A 17,264-nucleotide genomic window follows, 5' to 3' on the forward strand; every position below is an offset into this window, starting at 1 on the left:
AGTGCTAACCCGTTTCATCAAGATCCAGCTGGTGCTGTTCACGATCCTGACGATCGTCGCGATCGTCGTATTGGGCTGGTACTACCTGCGGGTGCCCAGCCTGGCCGGGATCGGGCAGTACAAGCTCTATGCCGACCTGCCCCGGTCCGGCGGCCTCTACGGGACCGCCAACGTGACGTATCGGGGCACCCAGATCGGCAAAGTCACCGCGGTGGATCCCACCGAGCACGGTGCGAGAGCCGAGATGAGCATCGACAGCCGGTTCAAGATCCCTGCGGACGCGACCGCCAACGTGCACTCGGTATCGGCGATCGGCGAGCAGTACCTGGACATCGTCTCCACAGGCAACCCGGGTCGTTTCCTGTCCGACGGTCAGACCGTCGGCTCGCTCAACGACAACACGGTGCCCAGCGAGGTCGGTCCCGCGCTGGACGCCGCCAACCGCGGGCTGGCCGTCCTGCCCAAGGAGAAGATCGACTCGCTGCTCACCGAAACCGCGAAAGCGGTCGGCGGATTGGGCCCGGCTTTGCAGCGGCTGGTCGATTCCACCACCAACATCGCGCAAGGTTTCAAGGACAACCTGCCCGAGTTGAACGACATCATCGAGCACTCAACGCCGATCCTGCAGAGCCAAGCCGACTCCGGCGACAACATCGAGCAATGGGCGCGTAACCTCAACATCATCGCGGCCCAATCAGCCGAGCAGGACGCTGCCCTGCGTAGCGGTCTTCAGCAGGCCGCACCGACGTTGGACCAGGTGGCGACCGTGTTCAGCGATGTTCGCGACGCGCTGCCGCAGACACTGGCAAATCTGTCCGTCGTCTTCGACATGCTCAAGCGCTATCACAAGGGTCTCGAGCAGACGTTGGTGATCCTGCCGCAGGGTGCCGCGGTCGCGCAGGCAGGAACGCTGTTCGACAACGTCGGTCAGCTGCCCTTGGCCCTTGGCATCAACCAGCCTCCGCCGTGCTTGACCGGGTTCCTGCCCGCCTCGCAGTGGCGGTCACCTGCCGACACCAGCATGGCGCCGCTGCCGTCGGGCACCTACTGCAAAATTCCGAAAGACTACCAGGGCAACGTCGTTCGCGGCGCCCGCAACTATCCGTGTGCGGATGTGCCCGGCAAGCGCGCCGCGACGCCGAGGGAGTGTCACAGTAACGAGCCGTACGTGCCGTTGGGTACCAACCCCTGGTACGGCGACCCGAACCAGATTCTGTCCTGCCCCGCCCCCGCGGCCCGCTGTGATCAGGGCGTGAATCCGGGGCGCGGAGTCATACCTGCGCCATCGGTCAACAACGGGCTCAACCCGCTGCCGGCCGACCAATTGCCGCCCCCGGCGCGGGCGTCCGCACCGACCAGCGACCCGTTGTCGCCGCCGGGGCAGGGTAGCGTCCAGTGCAGCGGGCAGCAGCCCAACCCGTGTACGTACACTCCCGCACAGGGGCCACCGGGTTCGACGGCTATCTACAGCCCGTCGAGCGGTGAGGTGGTCGGGCCTGACGGCGTCAAGTACAACGTCAGCAATTCGAAGAACCCAGGAGACGACGGATGGAAGGAGATGCTGGCACCCGCCAGCTGAACCCCACCGATGCTGATGAAACGCCCGATGAGTCGTTAGCAGTATCCACAGCAGAATCGACAGACTCCCCTGACGCCGAGGAATCGGTCGAGGGACTCGACGGCGTCGACGATGGCCCAGCCGATCGCCGGCCCTCACGGCTCGGCATCGGCTCGGTGGTCGCCATCTGTGCGCTTCTTGTCCTGCTGGCAGGCGGCGCGGCCGCAGGCGGATATCTGGCTCTACGGTCTCACCACGAAAGTGAGGCCATTGCCCGCACCGAGGCTGCCGCCCTGGCCGCGGCCAGGGACTGTGTGACGGCCACGCAGGCGCCGGACACCGCGGCGATGCTGGCCAGCCAGTCCAAGATCATCGAATGCTCTACGGGTGCGTTCGGCTTGCAGGCCCCGCTGTACAGCAGTGTGCTGGCCGAGGCATATCAAGCCGCGAATGTGCAAGTGAGGGTGTCGGATCTGCGTGCCGCGGTAGAACGGCACAACGACGACGGCTCCATCGATGTGCTGGTGGCTTTGCGAACGAAGATCACCAACTCACAGTCCGCGGACCAGGAGCAAGGATATCGGCTGCGGGTGCAGATGGCGCCCGCCGACGGCACGTACAAGATCGCCGACATAAAGCAGGTCGCCTCGTGACCGCAACCCTCGACGCGGCGCCACAGGCACCCGTTGAGCCGGCTGCGGCAGGTCCTGCGTCGTGGGCGGCGCGTGCCGGTGCCTTCCTGGTGGACGTGTTCGTCGGGTTGGCCGTGATCGCCACCGCGGCGCTGCTCTGGAAAACGGCGCAGCCGCAGGACTGGACGTGGTGGGTGTTCGCGGTCGTCATCGGCTTGACGATCGTGTTGATGGCCGTCAACCGGCTGCTGCTGCCGACGATCACAGGATGGTCGCTGGGCCGTGCGTTGGTCGGCATCGCGGTGCGCAAGCGCGACGGCTCGGCCGTCGGTGTCGCGAGGCTGGTCGGGCGCGACGTGGCTCACCTGCTCGATACCGCTGCGTTGTGCATCGGCTGGGTGTGGCCGCTGTGGGATCGTCGTCGGCGAACATTCGCCGACCTGTTGCTGCGCACCGAGGTGCACAAGGTCGAGCCGCCGCACCGCGACATGCGCCGCCCGGTGGCCGCAGTGCTCATCGCCGCGGCCGCCGTGTGTACGGCGGGGGTCGGCCTGAGCTATCTGACGGTGTACGGGCCTGAGCGCGCAGTGGATTCGGCCCGCCAGCAGATCGCCGATCAGGGGCCACGGATCGTCGAACAACTGCTGAGTTACAACGTCGACACGTTGCAGCAAGACTTCTCCCACGCGCAGTCGCTGACGACGGATGCCTACCGGCCGCAGCTGATCGCGCAGCAGCAGGCGGTACTGAAGGCGGGTGCCACCAAGAACCAGTACTTCGCGGTGAGCAGCGCGGTGCTACGGACACCGCAGGAAACCGCGGACCACATGTCGATGCTGTTGGCCATGCAGGGACAGCGCGGCGCCAACGCGAGCGACTTCAAGTTCATCACCGCCACGGTTCGCGCTGATTTCGACAAGTCGCGCGACGGGCAGTGGCGCGTAGCGAATCTCATCGTGCTGAAGAAGCCGCAGCTGAGTCAGGCAGGCCAATGAGCCCGCGTCGCAGGCTCGACGCGGGCGAGCAGAACTTCTTCGAACTGGTGCCCAAGCCGCCCCGGCGCTGGGGGCTGCCGGTTATCACGATCGTGGCGGCTTTGGTGATGGCCGCGGCGATCGGCGCCGGCACGCTGATGTTGATTCAGCATGTGAAAGACGACCGGGCGGCGACCAAAGAGGCTGACGCCTTGGGCTACGTGCGCCAATTCATGACCGAATACACGACACTGGATCCGTTTCACGCCAACGCCTATGCCGACCGGGTCTTGGCGCAGGGCACCGGCGATTTCGCGAAGATGTTCAAGGACAAGCAGAACGAGATCCTGCTTCAGGTCGCTCGCGCCGAGCCGACCACCGGAAGCGTCGTCGAAGCCGGCCTGCAGCGCTGGCGCGACGACGGCAGCGCCGACGTGTTGGTGGCGACGAAGATCACGACGAAGTCACCCGACGGGAAGCAGACCGTCGAAAGCGGAAGCCGTTGGGTCGCAACGGCCGTCAAGGAAGGACAGCAGTGGAAGATCAGCAACCTGATCCAGGTGATCTGACCAGTGCTGAATCCTCGGATCAGTCCGCGGACCCAGTGAAGACACCGACCGGCAAGGCTGCCCGCCACCGTCATCGGATGCCGCGGCGGCAGCAACTGGCCGCGAGCCGCGAGGACGGCGATCAGACGACCGTCGACGAACCGCAGCCCGCACCTGAAGTCGTCGAGGAACCTGCGGCCATACCAAGGCGGAAGGGTCGGTTCCGGCGCAAGCCGAAAGCTGTTGAAGCGCAGCCTGTTTCAGCGGCGCTGACCGACGAGGCCGACGAATCGCAGACGGATTCCGGTGACGAGGCGCCGCAGGGAGACGTGATCCTGGTGGCCCACCGGCCCGCGGGCAAGCGGCTGACCGCCGCGGCAGTAGCCGCGAGCGTTCTCTTCGTCGCAGCCGCCGGTTTCGCCGGCGCGATGGTGCAGCCGTATCTGGCTGACCGGGCACTGGTGAACACCAAGCTGGACATCGCAAGGACGGCCGCGAACGCGATCACCACGCTGTGGACCTACACCCCTGACAACATGGACACCTTGCCGAACCGGGCTGCCGGTTATCTGGGCGGTGACTTCGCAACCGAGTACCGCAAATACATCGACGCGATCGTCGCCACCAACAAGCAGGCGCAGGTCACCAACACCACAGAGGTGATGGGTACGGCCGTCGAGAGCGTGAACGCCCGGGAGGCCACCGCGCTGGTGTACACGAATTCGGTTGCCACCAGCCCCGGTTCGAAGAACATCCCGTCGCTGCGTTACCTGTCCTACCGGTTGACGCTGCAACACCATGATGCGAAGTGGTTGATCACGCGGATGTCGACGGTGACATCGTTCGATCTGACGCCACAGCTCTAGCCGGCCATGCCGGTCGTCTCCCCCGTCTCTGAGCGGACGACGCTCGCGTGTCTGCTTCTGCTGACGTTCTCGACGGGCATTGTCGATGCGATCAGCGTGCTCGTGCTCGGCCATGTCTTCGTCGCGAACATGACCGGCAACGTGATCTTCCTCGGCTTCTGGTTCGCACCACACACCGTTGTCGACATGACCGCAGCGCTGGTCGCGTTCGTCAGCTTTGTGGCAGGCGCGGTACTCGGCGGTCGGCTGTCGCGACACCTCGGCGGCAACGTCCGCCGCTGGCTAACCGCGGCGCTGGGCCTCGAAGTTCTCATGCTCGCCACGCTGGCGATCCTCTCTGGCCTTGGCGTGCTCGACTACCACGACAACACCAAGCTGATCCTGATCGCAGGGTTGGCGCTGACGTTCGGCAGCCAAGCCGCGACCGCCCGACAGTTCGGCATTCAGGAGCTGTCGACAACGGTGCTGACGACGACGATCGTGGGCATCGGGTTCGACAGCCGTGTCGCAGGCGGTACCGGTCACCGCGAGAAGCTGCGCTACGGCGTGGTGGTGACGATGTGCGCAGGAGCGTTGGTGGGTGCGACGCTGACGCGCTGGTTCGTCGCGCCGGTGATCGGGCTGTCCGCGATCGTGGTGGCTGTTGCGGCGGCGGTGTTCCGATTCGGCCCGCAAAGAGCCGAGGAGCCCGCGGGCTAGTCTCGGCTCATGCCCTCAGTACTCGTCACCGGTGCCAGCCGCGGAATCGGCAAGTCGATAGTCCAGCATTTGGCGTCGCGCGGCTGGGACGTCATCGCCGGGGTGCGGAACGACGCCGACGGCGCCGCGGTCACCGCGCTCGACCCACAGCGCATCTCATCGGTTCTCCTCGATGTCACCGACGCCGGCCACATCGCGGGCCTGGACACGTCGCTACCAGAGCGGCTGGACGCGGTGGTCAACAACGCGGGCATCGTGGTGAGCGGCCCGATGGAGGCCGTCACGCCAGACGACTGGCGAAAGCAGTTGGAGATCAACGTGATCGGGCAGCTGGCCGTCACTCAGGCGGTACTTCCGCGGCTGCGCGCATCGCGTGGGCGGGTGGTGTTCATCTCCAGTGTCAACGGCCGCCTGTCGATGCCCCTGGTCGGGGCGTATTGCGCAAGCAAGTTCGCACTGGAGGCGGCCGCCGATGCCCTGCGAATGGAATTGCGGCCGTGGGGAATCGGCGTTGCGCTCGTCGAGCCCGCGCAGACCGACACCGACATGTGGCGCACCGCCGATGACATGGTGCAACAGACCGAAGCCGCGTTGAAACCGGAGCACCGGGCGTTGTATGCAAAGCACATCGCGGGCTTCAAGAAAACGATTCCGATATCCCAGAAACTCGCTGTGCCCGCCGACAAGGTGTCTGCCGTCGTCGAACAGGCATTGACGGCGCGCAGACCGCGCGCCCGTTACGTCGTTGGCACGGGCAACAAGCTGCAGGTCGCTCTCATGACGAAACTGCCTGCAGCCGCGCGTGACGTCGTACTGCGACGCGTAGCAGGCCAGCCGTAGTGTTCGTCAAGCGCAGCAGCGACGCACCTGCAGGCTTCTTTGCCTGTGAAGCCGCTGGGCTGCAATGGCTTTCGAAGGCCGATGACGGTGTGCCATGCGCAAAAGTGCTCGCGCACGACGAGACAAGTTTGACGTTGGAGCGGCTGGAAGCTGCGGCGCCGACTCGCTCCGCGGCGCACGAGTTCGGCCGCAGGCTCGCCCGCACTCACGATGCCGGGGCCGACGCGTTCGGCGCCCCACCGGGCGGCTGGGCCGGTCCGGGGTACTTCGGACCGCTGCAGCAGCCGCTGCCGATGTCGTACTCGGCGGCCGATCGGTGGGGCAGGTTCTATGCCAACGAGCGCCTGGCGCCGATGACCGAGCGAGCGGCGGGGCAGCTCGATGCGCCGACACGCAGCGCCATCGACGCCGTGATGGCGTGCTGCGATGACGGCGAATTCGACGACGACGATCCGCCCGCCCGGCTGCACGGCGATCTGTGGAGCGGCAACGTGATGTGGCCCCCCAGCGGTGCGGTGCTGATCGACCCGGCGGCCCACGGTGGGCATCGCGAGACTGACCTCGCGATGCTGGCGCTGTTTGGTTGCCCCCACCTCGACGCGGTGATCGAGGGCTACCAGGCCCAGCGACCGCTGCGCGAGGGCTGGCGCGACCGAGTGGGGCTGCATCAGCTCTACCCGTTGCTTGCTCACGTGGTGCTGTTCGGCGGCGGCTACGCGAGACAGACGGCGAAGGCCGCAGCGAGTGCACTGCGCGCTGGCAAACAACGATATGCGTAGGCCAACTGCCTCGCGCAACTGAGAACTCTGTCCCGAAACTGGGACTATTGGCCCATCGCCGCAGGTGGAGCCCGCTACGGATTCCGCAGTCCCGGACCAGGCCGGGCGGCGGGAGCAATTGCATCCCAGCAACCATCACGTCGATCTAGCAACTTTTTCCGTTGTTAACATTCGCAGTTGCGGTAATCGAACCGGCCAGTAACAAAGTTGCCCGCTGGCCAGCGAATATGATCGCGACAGTTATTGACTGAGACGTCAGTACAAATTTGCAGCGCGGTTCCGCGTGACGCTCGTGAAGATTCTGCAGCAATTTAGGTCCACGAGCGATCTGCGATGTTACGGTGCCCTTAGAAAAACCTGAGAGTGGCGGATGAAGGGCGGTTCGAGGATGTCGGGCAAGCATCGCAAGTCCGAGAGTCGCACCAAGAAAATCGCGGTCGTTTCGGTCGCGACCGCCACCGCAACCGCCCTCACAGTCGGCGCGGCACCGCCTCCGCCGAAGCCGGCGCCCGAACCCGTCATCGTCCACAAAGATGTCGACCTGGCCGCGGCGTTCCGGCCGTTCACCGATCCGGGTCAGATTCCGGACCTGACGTTCGGCCTGGGAACCGCGGCGTACGACTTTTCCCAGACCGCTGCCGATCTACTGCTGAGGGCCATCGTCGACCATGTCAACCTGAGCGCCCTGGCGAAGGCGGCCGGCCTGGATCTGCCCAGCCTGCTTCAGGAGATACCGACGTCGTTGTTGTCCGGTGTGCTCGGTGCGATCCCAATCAACCTCACCGGTGTGCTGGGCGACGCGCTCGGTCCGGTGACCGGGTCGCTGTTGATCCAGGCGCTCGATCTGATCGGCGTCACCGACAACGGCAACACCACCCTGATCAAACTGCTTGATCTGCTCGGTCTCGACCTCAGCGACCCCCTCAACCTGGCCAACCTCGATCTGCCCGGTGTCAAGCTCATCACGGCCGGGCCACCGTTCACGCTGCTCAAGCTGCTGGGCCTCGACTTGGGATGGGTTCCGGGACTGCCGAATTCGGTGGCGAGCGCCATCAACAACACGACCTACCTCGACGTCGGCCTCAAGGGTCTGCTCAACACCGTGATCGGCAAGCTCGAGCCCAATGTCCCCGTCCTCGATCCGGTACTGACCGGGTTGAAGGTGCTCGTCAACACCCTGCCGGTCGACGTCGACGTCGCCCAGGTCCGCATTCCGGTCGTGGTCGGATTCGGCCTCGGGGCGTTCGCAGCGGGCGCCGCGTACGACAAGGTGCTCGCCGACTTGCCGAACCAGCCCGGCGGAGTGAATTACACCGGCACAGATCCGCTGCTGGGTAGCTTCACCGTGCTGCCAATGGTGTTGCTGCGCAACCCCGGCCGCGCAAACGGTGGGTTGTTCGCCCGGATGTTCCCGCTGGCCGGCCTGTTCGGCATCGATACCGTGACACCCGAAACCGAGGTGACGCACAGCGGCGGTATCCCGATCCTCAACACCGGGCTCGCGCTCGGCGGCGCCAACCTGGTGCCCATCAAGATCGATGGCACGGTCCAGTACGACATCCTCTCCGACTTCGCGGCATGGCCTAACCCGTTCTCGATCGCGAACTCTCTGATGGGGGCGGTGCTGCCGACCTATCTGCTGCGGGGGATCGACACGTCAAACCTGACTCCCCAACTGCTGGAACAGATTCAGGCCGCACTGCAGCGGACGACGGATCTCAACGAACCCCTTTCGTTGAACCTGTACCTGACGTTGGCGACGAACAGCCTGCCCCTGCTCGAGCCGCTGTATCTCGCGGCCGATGTGATGAACCTGGCGACTTTCGGCGCACTGCCGAATCCGTTCGAACGGCTGGCGAACGCACTTGCCCCCGCGCTGACCAGCCTGACCAATCTCGGCTACACCGACGTGGTGCGCAATCCGGACGGCACCTACACCAGGACGCTCGACGAGGCCGGCGTGCCAACGCCGTTCCTGTCATTCCCGGATGTCAACTGGGGCTTGGTGCCCGGCGACATCATCACTTCGTTGGTCAACGGCTTCCAGAAGGAGTTCCTCAGCGGCAACCCGACGCCGGGTACGCCCAACGCGATCACCGGGCTACTCAAGCTGCTCACCGGCGTCCTCGACCCGCTCGGCGGCCTCGGCGACATACTGGGCGGCCTGAACCTGACTCAGCTTGTGAGCCAACAGGTTTCGCCGGTCGCGGCCGACGCGGTGCCCTCGGCGGATGCGAAGATGGTCACCCTGTCGGCCAACCCGGATGCCGACCTGTCGACCGGCAAGCATGCCGCGGCGGCCGATGCCGCCGCTCCAGAGGACACGGGGACGACGCCGAAGCACGCCGCCGACGAAACCGAAACCGCAACCGACGAGACGACTCCGACAACAACCGATCCGGACGAGTCGACGACGTCGCCGAAGCCGCCGAGCACGACGACGCCTAAGCCGACGTCACCCAGGAACCCGGTCGGCGACGTTGTTGGCGGAGCCGGTCACGTGGTCGCCGGTGCCGTTGGTGGCGTGACGCACGAAGTCGCAACCGGTGTCGCGGGTGTCCTGAAGAGCCTGGCGCCGAAGAAGACCACCACTTCGACCACTTCGACGAACACCAAGTCGGATACCGAAAAGGACTCCACGGGCGGCGGCGCCGGCGGAGCGTCGAGCACTGCCTCCAAACCCGCCGCCTGACCCGTAATGGAACAAGGGGGTCGACGATGTCACGCAAGCACCGCAGGTCCGGGAGTCAGCTGACAAAGGTCGCGGTCGTCACCGTGGCCACCGCTACGGCCAGTGCGCTGACCATCGGTGCCGCCCCGCCCCCGCCCAAGCCGGCGCCCGCGCCGGTGGTCGTCAACTCCGACGTCGACCTGGCAGCGGCGTTCCGGCCGTTCACGGATCCCAATCAGATTCCGGATCTGACCGGCGGCCTGGGCACCGCGGGCTACGACTTCGCGCAGCAGGTCGGCGACATGCTGCTGCGCGCGCTCGTGGGACACCTCAACCTTGCCGCGTTGGCCAAGTCTGCTGGCCTTGATCTTCCGAGCCTGCTGATGAAGATCCCGCCATCGCTATTGGAGGGTGTGCTCGGCGCGATTCCGATCAACCTCGGTGGCGTGCTGTTGGACAGTGCGGGCCCGATCCTGACTCCTGTTCTGCTGTCGGCTCTTTCGACGCTCGGTATCACCGACGCCAGCGGCAACACGACGCTGATCAATCTGCTCGGACTGCTCGGCCTTGATCTCAGCGACCCGCTCAACCTGTCGAATCTGAACCTTCCCGGCGTCAAGTTGATCACCACCGGTCCCCCCTTCACGTTGTTGAAGATGCTGGGACTGGACCTGGGCTGGGTTCCAGGATTTCCGAATTCGGTTGCCAACGCGATCAACAGCACGACCTATCTGGACATCGGGCTCAAGGGTTTGGTCAGCACACTGATCGACCGTCTTGAAGGCAACGTCGACCTACCGCTCGGCAACATCATCGCCAACCCGCTGGGGTTGCCGATCGGGCTTCCTGTCGACCTGCCCGTGAATGTCCCAGTGGGGGACCTGCTTTCGGCGCTGAAGCACATCGTCAACAACCTGCCCGTCGACATCGACGCGGCCAAGGTGCGCGTGCCGATCGTGGTCGGGTTCGGGCTCGGCGCGTTCGCGGCGGGCTCCGCCTATCAGCAGGTGGTCGATCAGCTGCCCTACCAACCGGGCGGCGCGAAATCGCCGACGAAGGCCACCGACCCGCTGCTCGGCAGCTTCACGGTGTTGCCAATGATCCTGTTGCGCAACCCCGGTCGCGCCAACGGCGGTCTGTTCGCCCGCTTCTTCCCGATCGCGGGATTGTTCGGGATCGACACCGTCACACCGGACACCGAGGTGCAAAGCAGCGGTGGCATCCCGATTCTGAACACCGGGCTGTCGCTTGGCGGTGCGAACCTGATCCCGGTCAAGGTGGACGCGACGGTCGAGTACGACATAATGTCCGACTTCGCGGCGTGGCCCAACCCCTTCTCGATGGCGAACTCGGTGATGGGCGCGATGCTGCCCACCTACCTGCTGCGCGGCATCGACACGTCGAACGTGTCGCCCCAGCTGTTGGCTCAGATTCAGGCAGCCCTGGGACGCACCCTCGACCTCAACGACCCGCTGGCACTCAACCTCTACCTCACGCTTCCGACGAACAGCCTGCCGCTACTCGAACCGCTTTATCTCGGAGCGGATTTGACCAACCTGATGACGCTTGGCGCGTTCGGCAACATGAACCCGTTCGGCATGTTCGCCAACGCGCTGGCCCCGGCGATGACCAGCCTGGTCAATCTCGGCTACACCGACGTCGTCCGAAACCCGGACGGCACCTACACCAGGACGCTCGACGAAGCAGGCGTGCCAACGCCATTCATGTCGTTCCCCGACATCAACTGGGGACTGGTACCCGGTGACGTCATCCACTCATTGGTCAACGGATTTCAGAAGGAGTTCTTCAGCGGACATCCGACGCCGGGAACACCGAACGCGATCACCGGACTGCTCAAGCTGCTGACCGGAATGCTGGGCCCACTCGGCGGCCTCGGTGACCTCCTCAATGGCCTGCCCGGCCTGATATCGCAACAGGTTGCGCCGGTCGCCGCCAATGCACTGCCCTCGGCTGCCGCCAACACGGTCACGCTCTCGACAACGGCGCCGCAGGCGCCAGCGGCCGCGCCACCCGCGACCGAGGCCTCAGACGAGACTGCCGCCGAAGAACCAGAAGAAGAAACGACAACGAAGTCGACGACCACAACAAAGACTCCGTCCGCCGGTTCAACGACGTCGACCGGGACGGTGAAGCCGGCAGGCCCGTCCGCGTCGCCAAAGCCGAGCAACCCGGTCGGCAGCGTCGTCGGCGGCGTGACGAACACCGTCGGCGGTGTCACCGGCGGGGTGGCAGGCACGGTCGGTGGCGTCACCGGCGGTGTCGCAGGAACCGTCGGCGGCGTCACGGGTGGCTTGACCGGCGCCCTCGGCGGGCTGACGAAGAAGGTGACCGGCGGCTAGTTGAACGCCAACCAGCTGGGCAGTGCGCGTTCGCGAGAATCACACAACACCTGGCGGGTGTCGCAGTTGCCGTCGGGCACACCGGCTCCGGCCCACATGCCGCCGGTGTCGCGGCGCAGCACGATCGCCGAGGAGCCGCCGCCGTCGAGCAGGATCGCGGAGTCGCTGCCGAGCCCGCGAAACAGATCCTGGATCTGGTCCGGTGTGTAGCTGCCGCCCTGGAAGACGTACATCTCGTCCTTGCTCTTCGAGTACGCCAGTGCGGTGCGGGCCGCGCTTGGACCGCCGTCGTTGAGCTGTCCGGTGTCACCGGGTGTCAGCAGCCCGATGCCGCTCACCGCGACGAACCGTGTGCCCTTGTCGACCAGACCTTGGATGGTCGGCGTGGCTGCGTCGTAATCCTGTGGGCCACTGGGTGATACGACATAGGGTGCGCCGCTGACGGGCAGGATCATCGTCGACAGCGCGCTCCAGCTTTCCCCACCGCCCGACAGTCCTTGTTTACCGGCGTAGGCGATGGTGCCCGTCACCGCCGTGTTGGCGCGGCCCTGCCCGTGAGTGTTGTCGACGTAGGCGCCCAACGGAGAACTGCATCCGGTGGACTTCCACGAACCGCCCTTCTGGCCGCGCACGTCGAAAAAGTTCGCGTTGATCGCGATCGTCGGCTGACCGAGCGCTTGCCAGGCCTGCAGCGGCGTGTACACCTCGGAGGCCTGCCAGAGACCTTCGCCCGTGCGCGCCCGCGGATCGCGTTCGCAGCGGGCTTGATAGCCGGAATGCGAGTCGACGAGCAGGCGCGGCGCCAGCCGTTGCGCGGCGGACTTGATGATCATCAGGTGGCCGCCGTTGCTCATCTCGTACCAGTTGCCTGCGGCATTGAGCATCGGGGCGGGTGCACCGCCGCCGAAGTTGTAGACCAGGTAGGAGCCTCGGGTGTTGGCGATCGCACCCGCAAGCAACTCGCGGCCGTCAGCGGCGTGGGCGAGCGGGGTGGCCGTCGTCGCCAGGGCGGCGCACACCGACAGCGTCGCGGCGCACGCCGCGAATCGCCGCAGCATTGCGCGTGAAATCGGCACGGTCGCCCCTTTGCTGAATCACCGGAAACAAAACCACATTAATCACAGCCGACACACAGTCAACTTTGATAACAGCTCGGTATCGGTTGGGGCTCGGGTGGATCGCACCCTTAGCTGTCCGGAGTGAAATTCGCTGGAACGGGTAACCGGGCGGTGGTCGGACTTTCAACTTGAGGAGCACAAAATGATCGGCACAATTATCAGCGCGGTCGTCGTCGGATTGATTGTCGGCGCGTTGGCGCGCCTCATCATGCCGGGCAAGCAGAACATCGGCGTTCTGATGACCATCGTGCTCGGCGTCCTCGGGTCCCTGATCGGCTCGTGGGTGACCTATCAGGTTGGCTATTCCAACTCCAATGGCGGATGGGCGGTCATTCCGTTCCTCGTCGGCGTTGTCGTGGCGATCGTCTTGATCGCGGTCTACCTGGCTGTCACCGGGCGGCGAGGCACGGGCACCCCAGCGCGCTAGCGACCAGGCGGTGCCAACCGATACACGGCGTTCGCATAGTCATCGGTGATGTAGGCCGCTCCGTCCGAGCCGGTTACGGCTGCGACGGGGCGGCCCCATCGCGTGCCGTCGTCGGACTGAAAACCGCCGACAAGCGTCTGCGCATTACCGAGAGTGCCGTTGGCCCAAGGGAAGAACACCACCTCGGGCGGGTACGGCGGCTGCCGGTTCCATGATCCGTGCACGCCGACCAGCGCGCCGGAGGTGTAGGGGGCAGGCAGCGTGTTCCCGGTAAAGCTCATCCCTAGCGGCGCGGCGTGCGCGCCGAGGCTTTGCTCGACAGGCGGCAGTGCCGCACAGTCCAGCCTGCTGCCGTCGGCGTTGGTCTGCACGTCGCGAATGAACGACAGGTTGGCTGGCCCGCCGTCGGGATTGCAGTAGGGCCAACCCAATTCGCGCCCTTGTGTCAGCCGTGCCACGGCTTCGGGTGGATGGGCGCTGACGTAATCGGCGGTGGCCTCGCCGGTTTGCGGGTCGGCGACGTTGTCGCGGTTGTTGACCGCTGTCCACACCGAACCGTCCGGCCCGATCGCCAGACCGGTCCCGTTGCGAACGCCGGTCGAAAACGCTTGTGCGGGGCCGCCCCCGGGCGGGATCCGCATGATGGTGGCGCGCGGCGGGTTGGCGGTACGGTCGTCGGCGGTGACGTTGCCGGTCGAGCCGATGGAGAAATACACCGCGCCGTCCTGTCCGATCGCGACGCTCTTCAGCGCATGCGCGTATGCGCCACGCAGGTCGGGGCTCTTGGCATCGGGTAGGTCGTCGGCGATGGTGCGACGGTTTCTCGTTGTGCCGCCGACGTAGTCGTAGGTGTCGATCTGATCGCTCTCGGCGACGTACAGCGTGTTTCCCGCGAATGCGAGGCCGTGAGGTTGGTCGAGCCCGTCGAGCAGCACGGAGTCGCGGCCGGATTGAAGCCTGACTATCTGGCCGCGGCTCGGCACCGACACCAGCAGGCTGCCGTCCGGCGCGAACGCGGCCATCCGGGCGTTGGGGACGCGCGCCCATACCGACAGGGTCCAGCCGGCGGGCACCAGTGCCTGGCGCGGTTGGTCGAACGGGGCTTGGGCCAAGTCCGGCGCGACCTGCACGGTCACCGGAACCAGGCCCGCCGCGGTGGGCGTCGCCGACACTGTTGGGCCGCCTTGCGGCGCAGGCTCAGATGCACATGCCGCGATCAGCGCCACGCCGACCAGCGTGGCCCCAATTCGCTTACGCCGCAGCCAAACCCGCATGCATCTCCCAGACCAGAATCTCTGCGGGTGCTGAAGCGGTGACGCGCTGGCCGCCCGATCCGGTGAACCGAACCGCGTCGCCCTCGTGCAGCGGCCCGGCGCCCTCCAGCGTCACCTCACCGCGGGGGACGAACAGGTGCAGGTATGGCGCCTCGGGCAACTCGACCGATTGGCCCGCCTGCAGACGCGCGCCGTGTAGCGCGGCGTAGCGGTTGCGGATGGTGATCGCGGCGTCGTCGCTGTGCTCGGGCATACCCGACGCGATGGTCACCAGGCCGCCGCGCAGCAATTCGTCGTCGATCTCGAGCTGTTGGTAGCCCGGCGTGATACCGGACTCGTCGGGCACCACCCACATCTGCACGAAATGCACTGGCTCGTCATGTGTTTCGGAGCCGGTCAGCCGCCACGAGTCGTTCTTCTCCGAGTGCAGGATGCCGCGGCCTGCCGACATGCGCTGGGCCAGGCCGGGATAGATCACGCCGGAGTGTCCGGTCGAGTCCTGGTGCACCAGCGAGCCGCGCAGCACCCACGTCACGATCTCCATGTCGCGGTGGGGATGGGTATCAAAACCTGTGCCGGGCTTGACGATGTCGTCGTTGTTGACGAGCAGCAGTCCGTGGTGGGTGTTGTCGGGAGCGTAATGACTGCCGAACGAGAAGGAATGCTTGGAGTCCAGCCAGTCGATCTTGGTCGTCAGGCGATCGTCGGCGCGCCTGATGTCGACAGTGGGTGCGGTCATGGCATCACTCCTGGTGTCTTGGCCAGCCTAGGTGGGCGGCGTTGACTCCGACAACATAGATGATGTGTCATGTATTCCATGTGGCTGACCGACGAGCAGCAGAACGTGTGGCGAGGGTACCTGGAGATGGCGAGCCGACTGCAGACTGCCATGCACCGCCAGCTGCAACAGGACTGTGAGCTGTCGCTGGCTGACTACGACGTGCTGGTGGCGCTGTCCGAGCGGGGGCCGCAGCGCATCAACGAGCTCGGCGAGGTGCTCGGCTGGGAGCAGAGCAGGCTGTCACATCAGCTGCGACGGATGCGCGGCCGCGACCTGGTGGATCGCCATGGCAGCGGCGACGACCGGCGCGGTGCGACCGTAGAACTCACCTCTGCCGGCCGGGCAGCATTGGATGCCGCCGCTCCCGGACACGTCGAACTGGTGCGCTCCGTCGTGTTCGACGGTTTGAGCCCCGCGCAGCTGCGTTCGTTCGGCGCGGTGATCGAACTGGTTACCAGTCGGCTTCGCTGAACTTGATGACGCCGCGAATGTTCTTGCCGTCCAGCATGTCCTGATAACCGTCGTTGATGTTCTCCAACGAATAAGTCGTGGTGACCATCTCGTCGATCTTCAGCTGACCCGACTTGTAGAGGCCGACGAGCTTCGGCGTCTCGATGTGCGAGCTCCCGCCACCGAAGATGTTGCCCTTCAACGTCTTCTGCAGCATGGTGAACAGGAAGAGGTTGAGCTTCACGTCGACGTCCATCATCGAGCCCATGCCGGTCACCACGCAGGTGCCGGTCTTGGCCGTGAGGATCATCGCCTCTTCGAGGTACTCGCCCTTCATCTCGCCGACGGCGAGAATCGTCTTGTCGGCCATCAGGCCGTGGGTGACGTCGATCATCGGTCCGATCGCCTCGGCCATCGACGGGTAGACGTGGGTGGCGCCGAACTTGATGGCCTGGTCGCGCTTCCATTCGTTCGGGTCGATGGCGATGACGGTCTTTGCGCCGGAGATGACGGCGCCCTGCAGCGCGCTCATGCCGATGCCGCCGACGCCGACGATCGCGACGGTCTCACCGGGTTGCACCTGGGCGACGTTGGTGGCCGAACCGAAGCCCGTCGGCACCGCGCAACCCATGATGGCGGCGGTCTCGAACGGGATGTCCTTGTCGATCTTGACGACGGAGTCCTTGTGCACGGTCATGTACGGGGCGAACGTGCCGAGCAGGTTCATCGGCGACACCTCGGTGGTGCCTGCGTGTACGCGGCTGGTGCCGTCGGCGATGGCCTTGCCGCCGAGCAGCACGGCGCCGCGGTCGCACAGCGAGCGATAACCCTTCAGGCACGGCGGACACTCCCCGCATGCCGGGATGAAGGCGAGGATGACGTGGTCGCCCTCTTCGATGCCCTTTACGTTGCTGCCGACCTTGGTCACAACTCCTGCGCCCTCGTGGCCGCCGAGGGCGGGAAGGCCGATCGGGGTGGCGCCGGTGGTGAGGTGATAGTCCGAGTGGCACATGCCTGCGGCGTGCATGCGGATCTGCACCTCATCGGCGACGGGGTCGCCGATCTCGATCTCGTCGACGCGGAACGGGGAGTTGAGCTCCCAAAGCAGAGCCCCTTTGGTCTTCATGAATCGCGATCATAGAACACGTTACAAAACACGTGTCAACTTGCCCCCTAAGCTGCGGTGATACCACGCTAGATGGAGTCGTCCCGCGAGTGGCCACTTATCGCACGTCTTGGATGGTTTTGCGTGTCATAACTGGCCACTCGAACTACGTGGAGCCGTTC

General features: G+C 65.5%; 16 protein-coding genes. 12 read left to right on the forward strand and 4 right to left on the reverse strand.

Going from position 1 to position 17,264, the window contains the following annotated elements; all coding sequences use genetic code 11:
• Window position 1 precedes the first annotated feature (1 nt).
• The 10 genes from J3E61_RS10095 (at window position 2) to J3E61_RS10140 (ending at window position 11,927) form a co-directional block, all read left to right on the forward strand.
• A complete protein-coding gene (locus tag J3E61_RS10095) occupies window positions 2-1,579 on the forward strand; it encodes an MCE family protein (protein WP_210083450.1) in 1,578 nt (525 codons plus the stop codon).
• The gene (locus J3E61_RS10100) at window positions 1,549-2,211 is read left to right on the forward strand and encodes a hypothetical protein (protein WP_192725072.1); all 663 of its coding nucleotides are present in this window, start codon (window positions 1,549-1,551) and stop codon (window positions 2,209-2,211) included. The genes J3E61_RS10095 and J3E61_RS10100 overlap by 31 nt, the downstream gene beginning before the upstream one ends.
• Window positions 2,208-3,185, forward strand: a complete 978-nt coding sequence (locus J3E61_RS10105) for an RDD family protein (RefSeq protein WP_210083451.1) — start codon at window positions 2,208-2,210, stop codon at window positions 3,183-3,185. Before J3E61_RS10100 ends, J3E61_RS10105 begins: the two co-directional genes overlap by 4 nt.
• Complete coding sequence (locus tag J3E61_RS10110) at window positions 3,182-3,733, forward strand: mammalian cell entry protein (protein ID WP_210083452.1); 552 nt, start codon at window positions 3,182-3,184, stop codon at window positions 3,731-3,733. Before J3E61_RS10105 ends, J3E61_RS10110 begins: the two co-directional genes overlap by 4 nt.
• Before the next feature lie 77 nt (window positions 3,734-3,810).
• On the forward strand, window positions 3,811-4,578 hold the full coding sequence (locus J3E61_RS10115; RefSeq protein ID WP_210083453.1) for a mammalian cell entry protein: 768 nt from the start codon (window positions 3,811-3,813) through the stop codon (window positions 4,576-4,578).
• 6 nt (window positions 4,579-4,584) lie between these two features.
• Window positions 4,585-5,277, forward strand: a complete 693-nt coding sequence (locus tag J3E61_RS10120; RefSeq protein ID WP_210083454.1) for a DUF1275 domain-containing protein — start codon at window positions 4,585-4,587, stop codon at window positions 5,275-5,277.
• Window positions 5,278-5,286: 9 nt separating this feature from the next.
• Entirely contained in the window at window positions 5,287-6,117 is an 831-nt protein-coding gene (locus J3E61_RS10125; protein ID WP_210083455.1) for an SDR family NAD(P)-dependent oxidoreductase, read from the forward strand.
• Window positions 6,117-6,896 carry a fructosamine kinase family protein gene (locus J3E61_RS10130; protein WP_210083456.1) on the forward strand — a complete coding sequence of 260 codons (780 nt, stop codon included), beginning with the start codon at window positions 6,117-6,119 and terminating at the stop codon, window positions 6,894-6,896. Before J3E61_RS10125 ends, J3E61_RS10130 begins: the two co-directional genes overlap by 1 nt.
• A gap of 388 nt (window positions 6,897-7,284) precedes the next feature.
• On the forward strand, window positions 7,285-9,588 hold the full coding sequence (locus J3E61_RS10135) for an ATPase (RefSeq protein WP_210083457.1): 2,304 nt from the start codon (window positions 7,285-7,287) through the stop codon (window positions 9,586-9,588).
• Between the two features lie 26 nt (window positions 9,589-9,614).
• A complete protein-coding gene (locus tag J3E61_RS10140; RefSeq protein WP_210083458.1) occupies window positions 9,615-11,927 on the forward strand; it encodes a PE-PPE domain-containing protein in 2,313 nt (770 codons plus the stop codon).
• Here J3E61_RS10140 and J3E61_RS10145 read toward each other — a convergent pair.
• Window positions 11,924-12,985, reverse strand: a complete 1,062-nt coding sequence (locus J3E61_RS10145; RefSeq protein WP_210085497.1) for a phosphodiester glycosidase family protein — start codon at window positions 12,983-12,985, stop codon at window positions 11,924-11,926. The two genes, J3E61_RS10140 and J3E61_RS10145, sit on opposite strands and share 4 nt — an antisense overlap.
• A gap of 202 nt (window positions 12,986-13,187) precedes the next feature.
• Between J3E61_RS10145 and J3E61_RS10150 the strand changes: the two genes are divergently transcribed.
• Window positions 13,188-13,472, forward strand: a complete 285-nt coding sequence (locus tag J3E61_RS10150; protein ID WP_210083459.1) for a GlsB/YeaQ/YmgE family stress response membrane protein — start codon at window positions 13,188-13,190, stop codon at window positions 13,470-13,472.
• Here the strand turns inward: J3E61_RS10150 and J3E61_RS10155 are convergent.
• Both J3E61_RS10155 and J3E61_RS10160 read right to left on the reverse strand, forming a co-directional pair.
• Entirely contained in the window at window positions 13,469-14,746 is a 1,278-nt protein-coding gene (locus J3E61_RS10155) for a gluconolaconase (RefSeq protein ID WP_210083460.1), read from the reverse strand. The genes J3E61_RS10150 and J3E61_RS10155 overlap by 4 nt on opposite strands.
• Entirely contained in the window at window positions 14,724-15,485 is a 762-nt protein-coding gene (locus tag J3E61_RS10160; protein ID WP_210083461.1) for a pirin family protein, read from the reverse strand. Before J3E61_RS10160 ends, J3E61_RS10155 begins: the two co-directional genes overlap by 23 nt.
• A gap of 69 nt (window positions 15,486-15,554) precedes the next feature.
• Between J3E61_RS10160 and J3E61_RS10165 the strand changes: the two genes are divergently transcribed.
• Complete coding sequence (locus J3E61_RS10165) at window positions 15,555-15,998, forward strand: winged helix-turn-helix transcriptional regulator (RefSeq protein WP_210083462.1); 444 nt, start codon at window positions 15,555-15,557, stop codon at window positions 15,996-15,998.
• On the opposite strand, the gene J3E61_RS10170 is transcribed toward J3E61_RS10165, so the two are convergent.
• Window positions 15,979-17,103, reverse strand: coding sequence for an NDMA-dependent alcohol dehydrogenase (locus tag J3E61_RS10170; RefSeq protein ID WP_210083463.1), 1,125 nt, complete (start codon window positions 17,101-17,103; stop codon window positions 15,979-15,981). The two genes, J3E61_RS10165 and J3E61_RS10170, sit on opposite strands and share 20 nt — an antisense overlap.
• Window positions 17,104-17,264 lie beyond the last annotated feature (161 nt).

It is taken from the genome of Mycobacterium sp. OAE908 (assembly GCF_017872775.1).
Lineage (GTDB): Bacteria > Actinomycetota > Actinomycetes > Mycobacteriales > Mycobacteriaceae > Mycobacterium.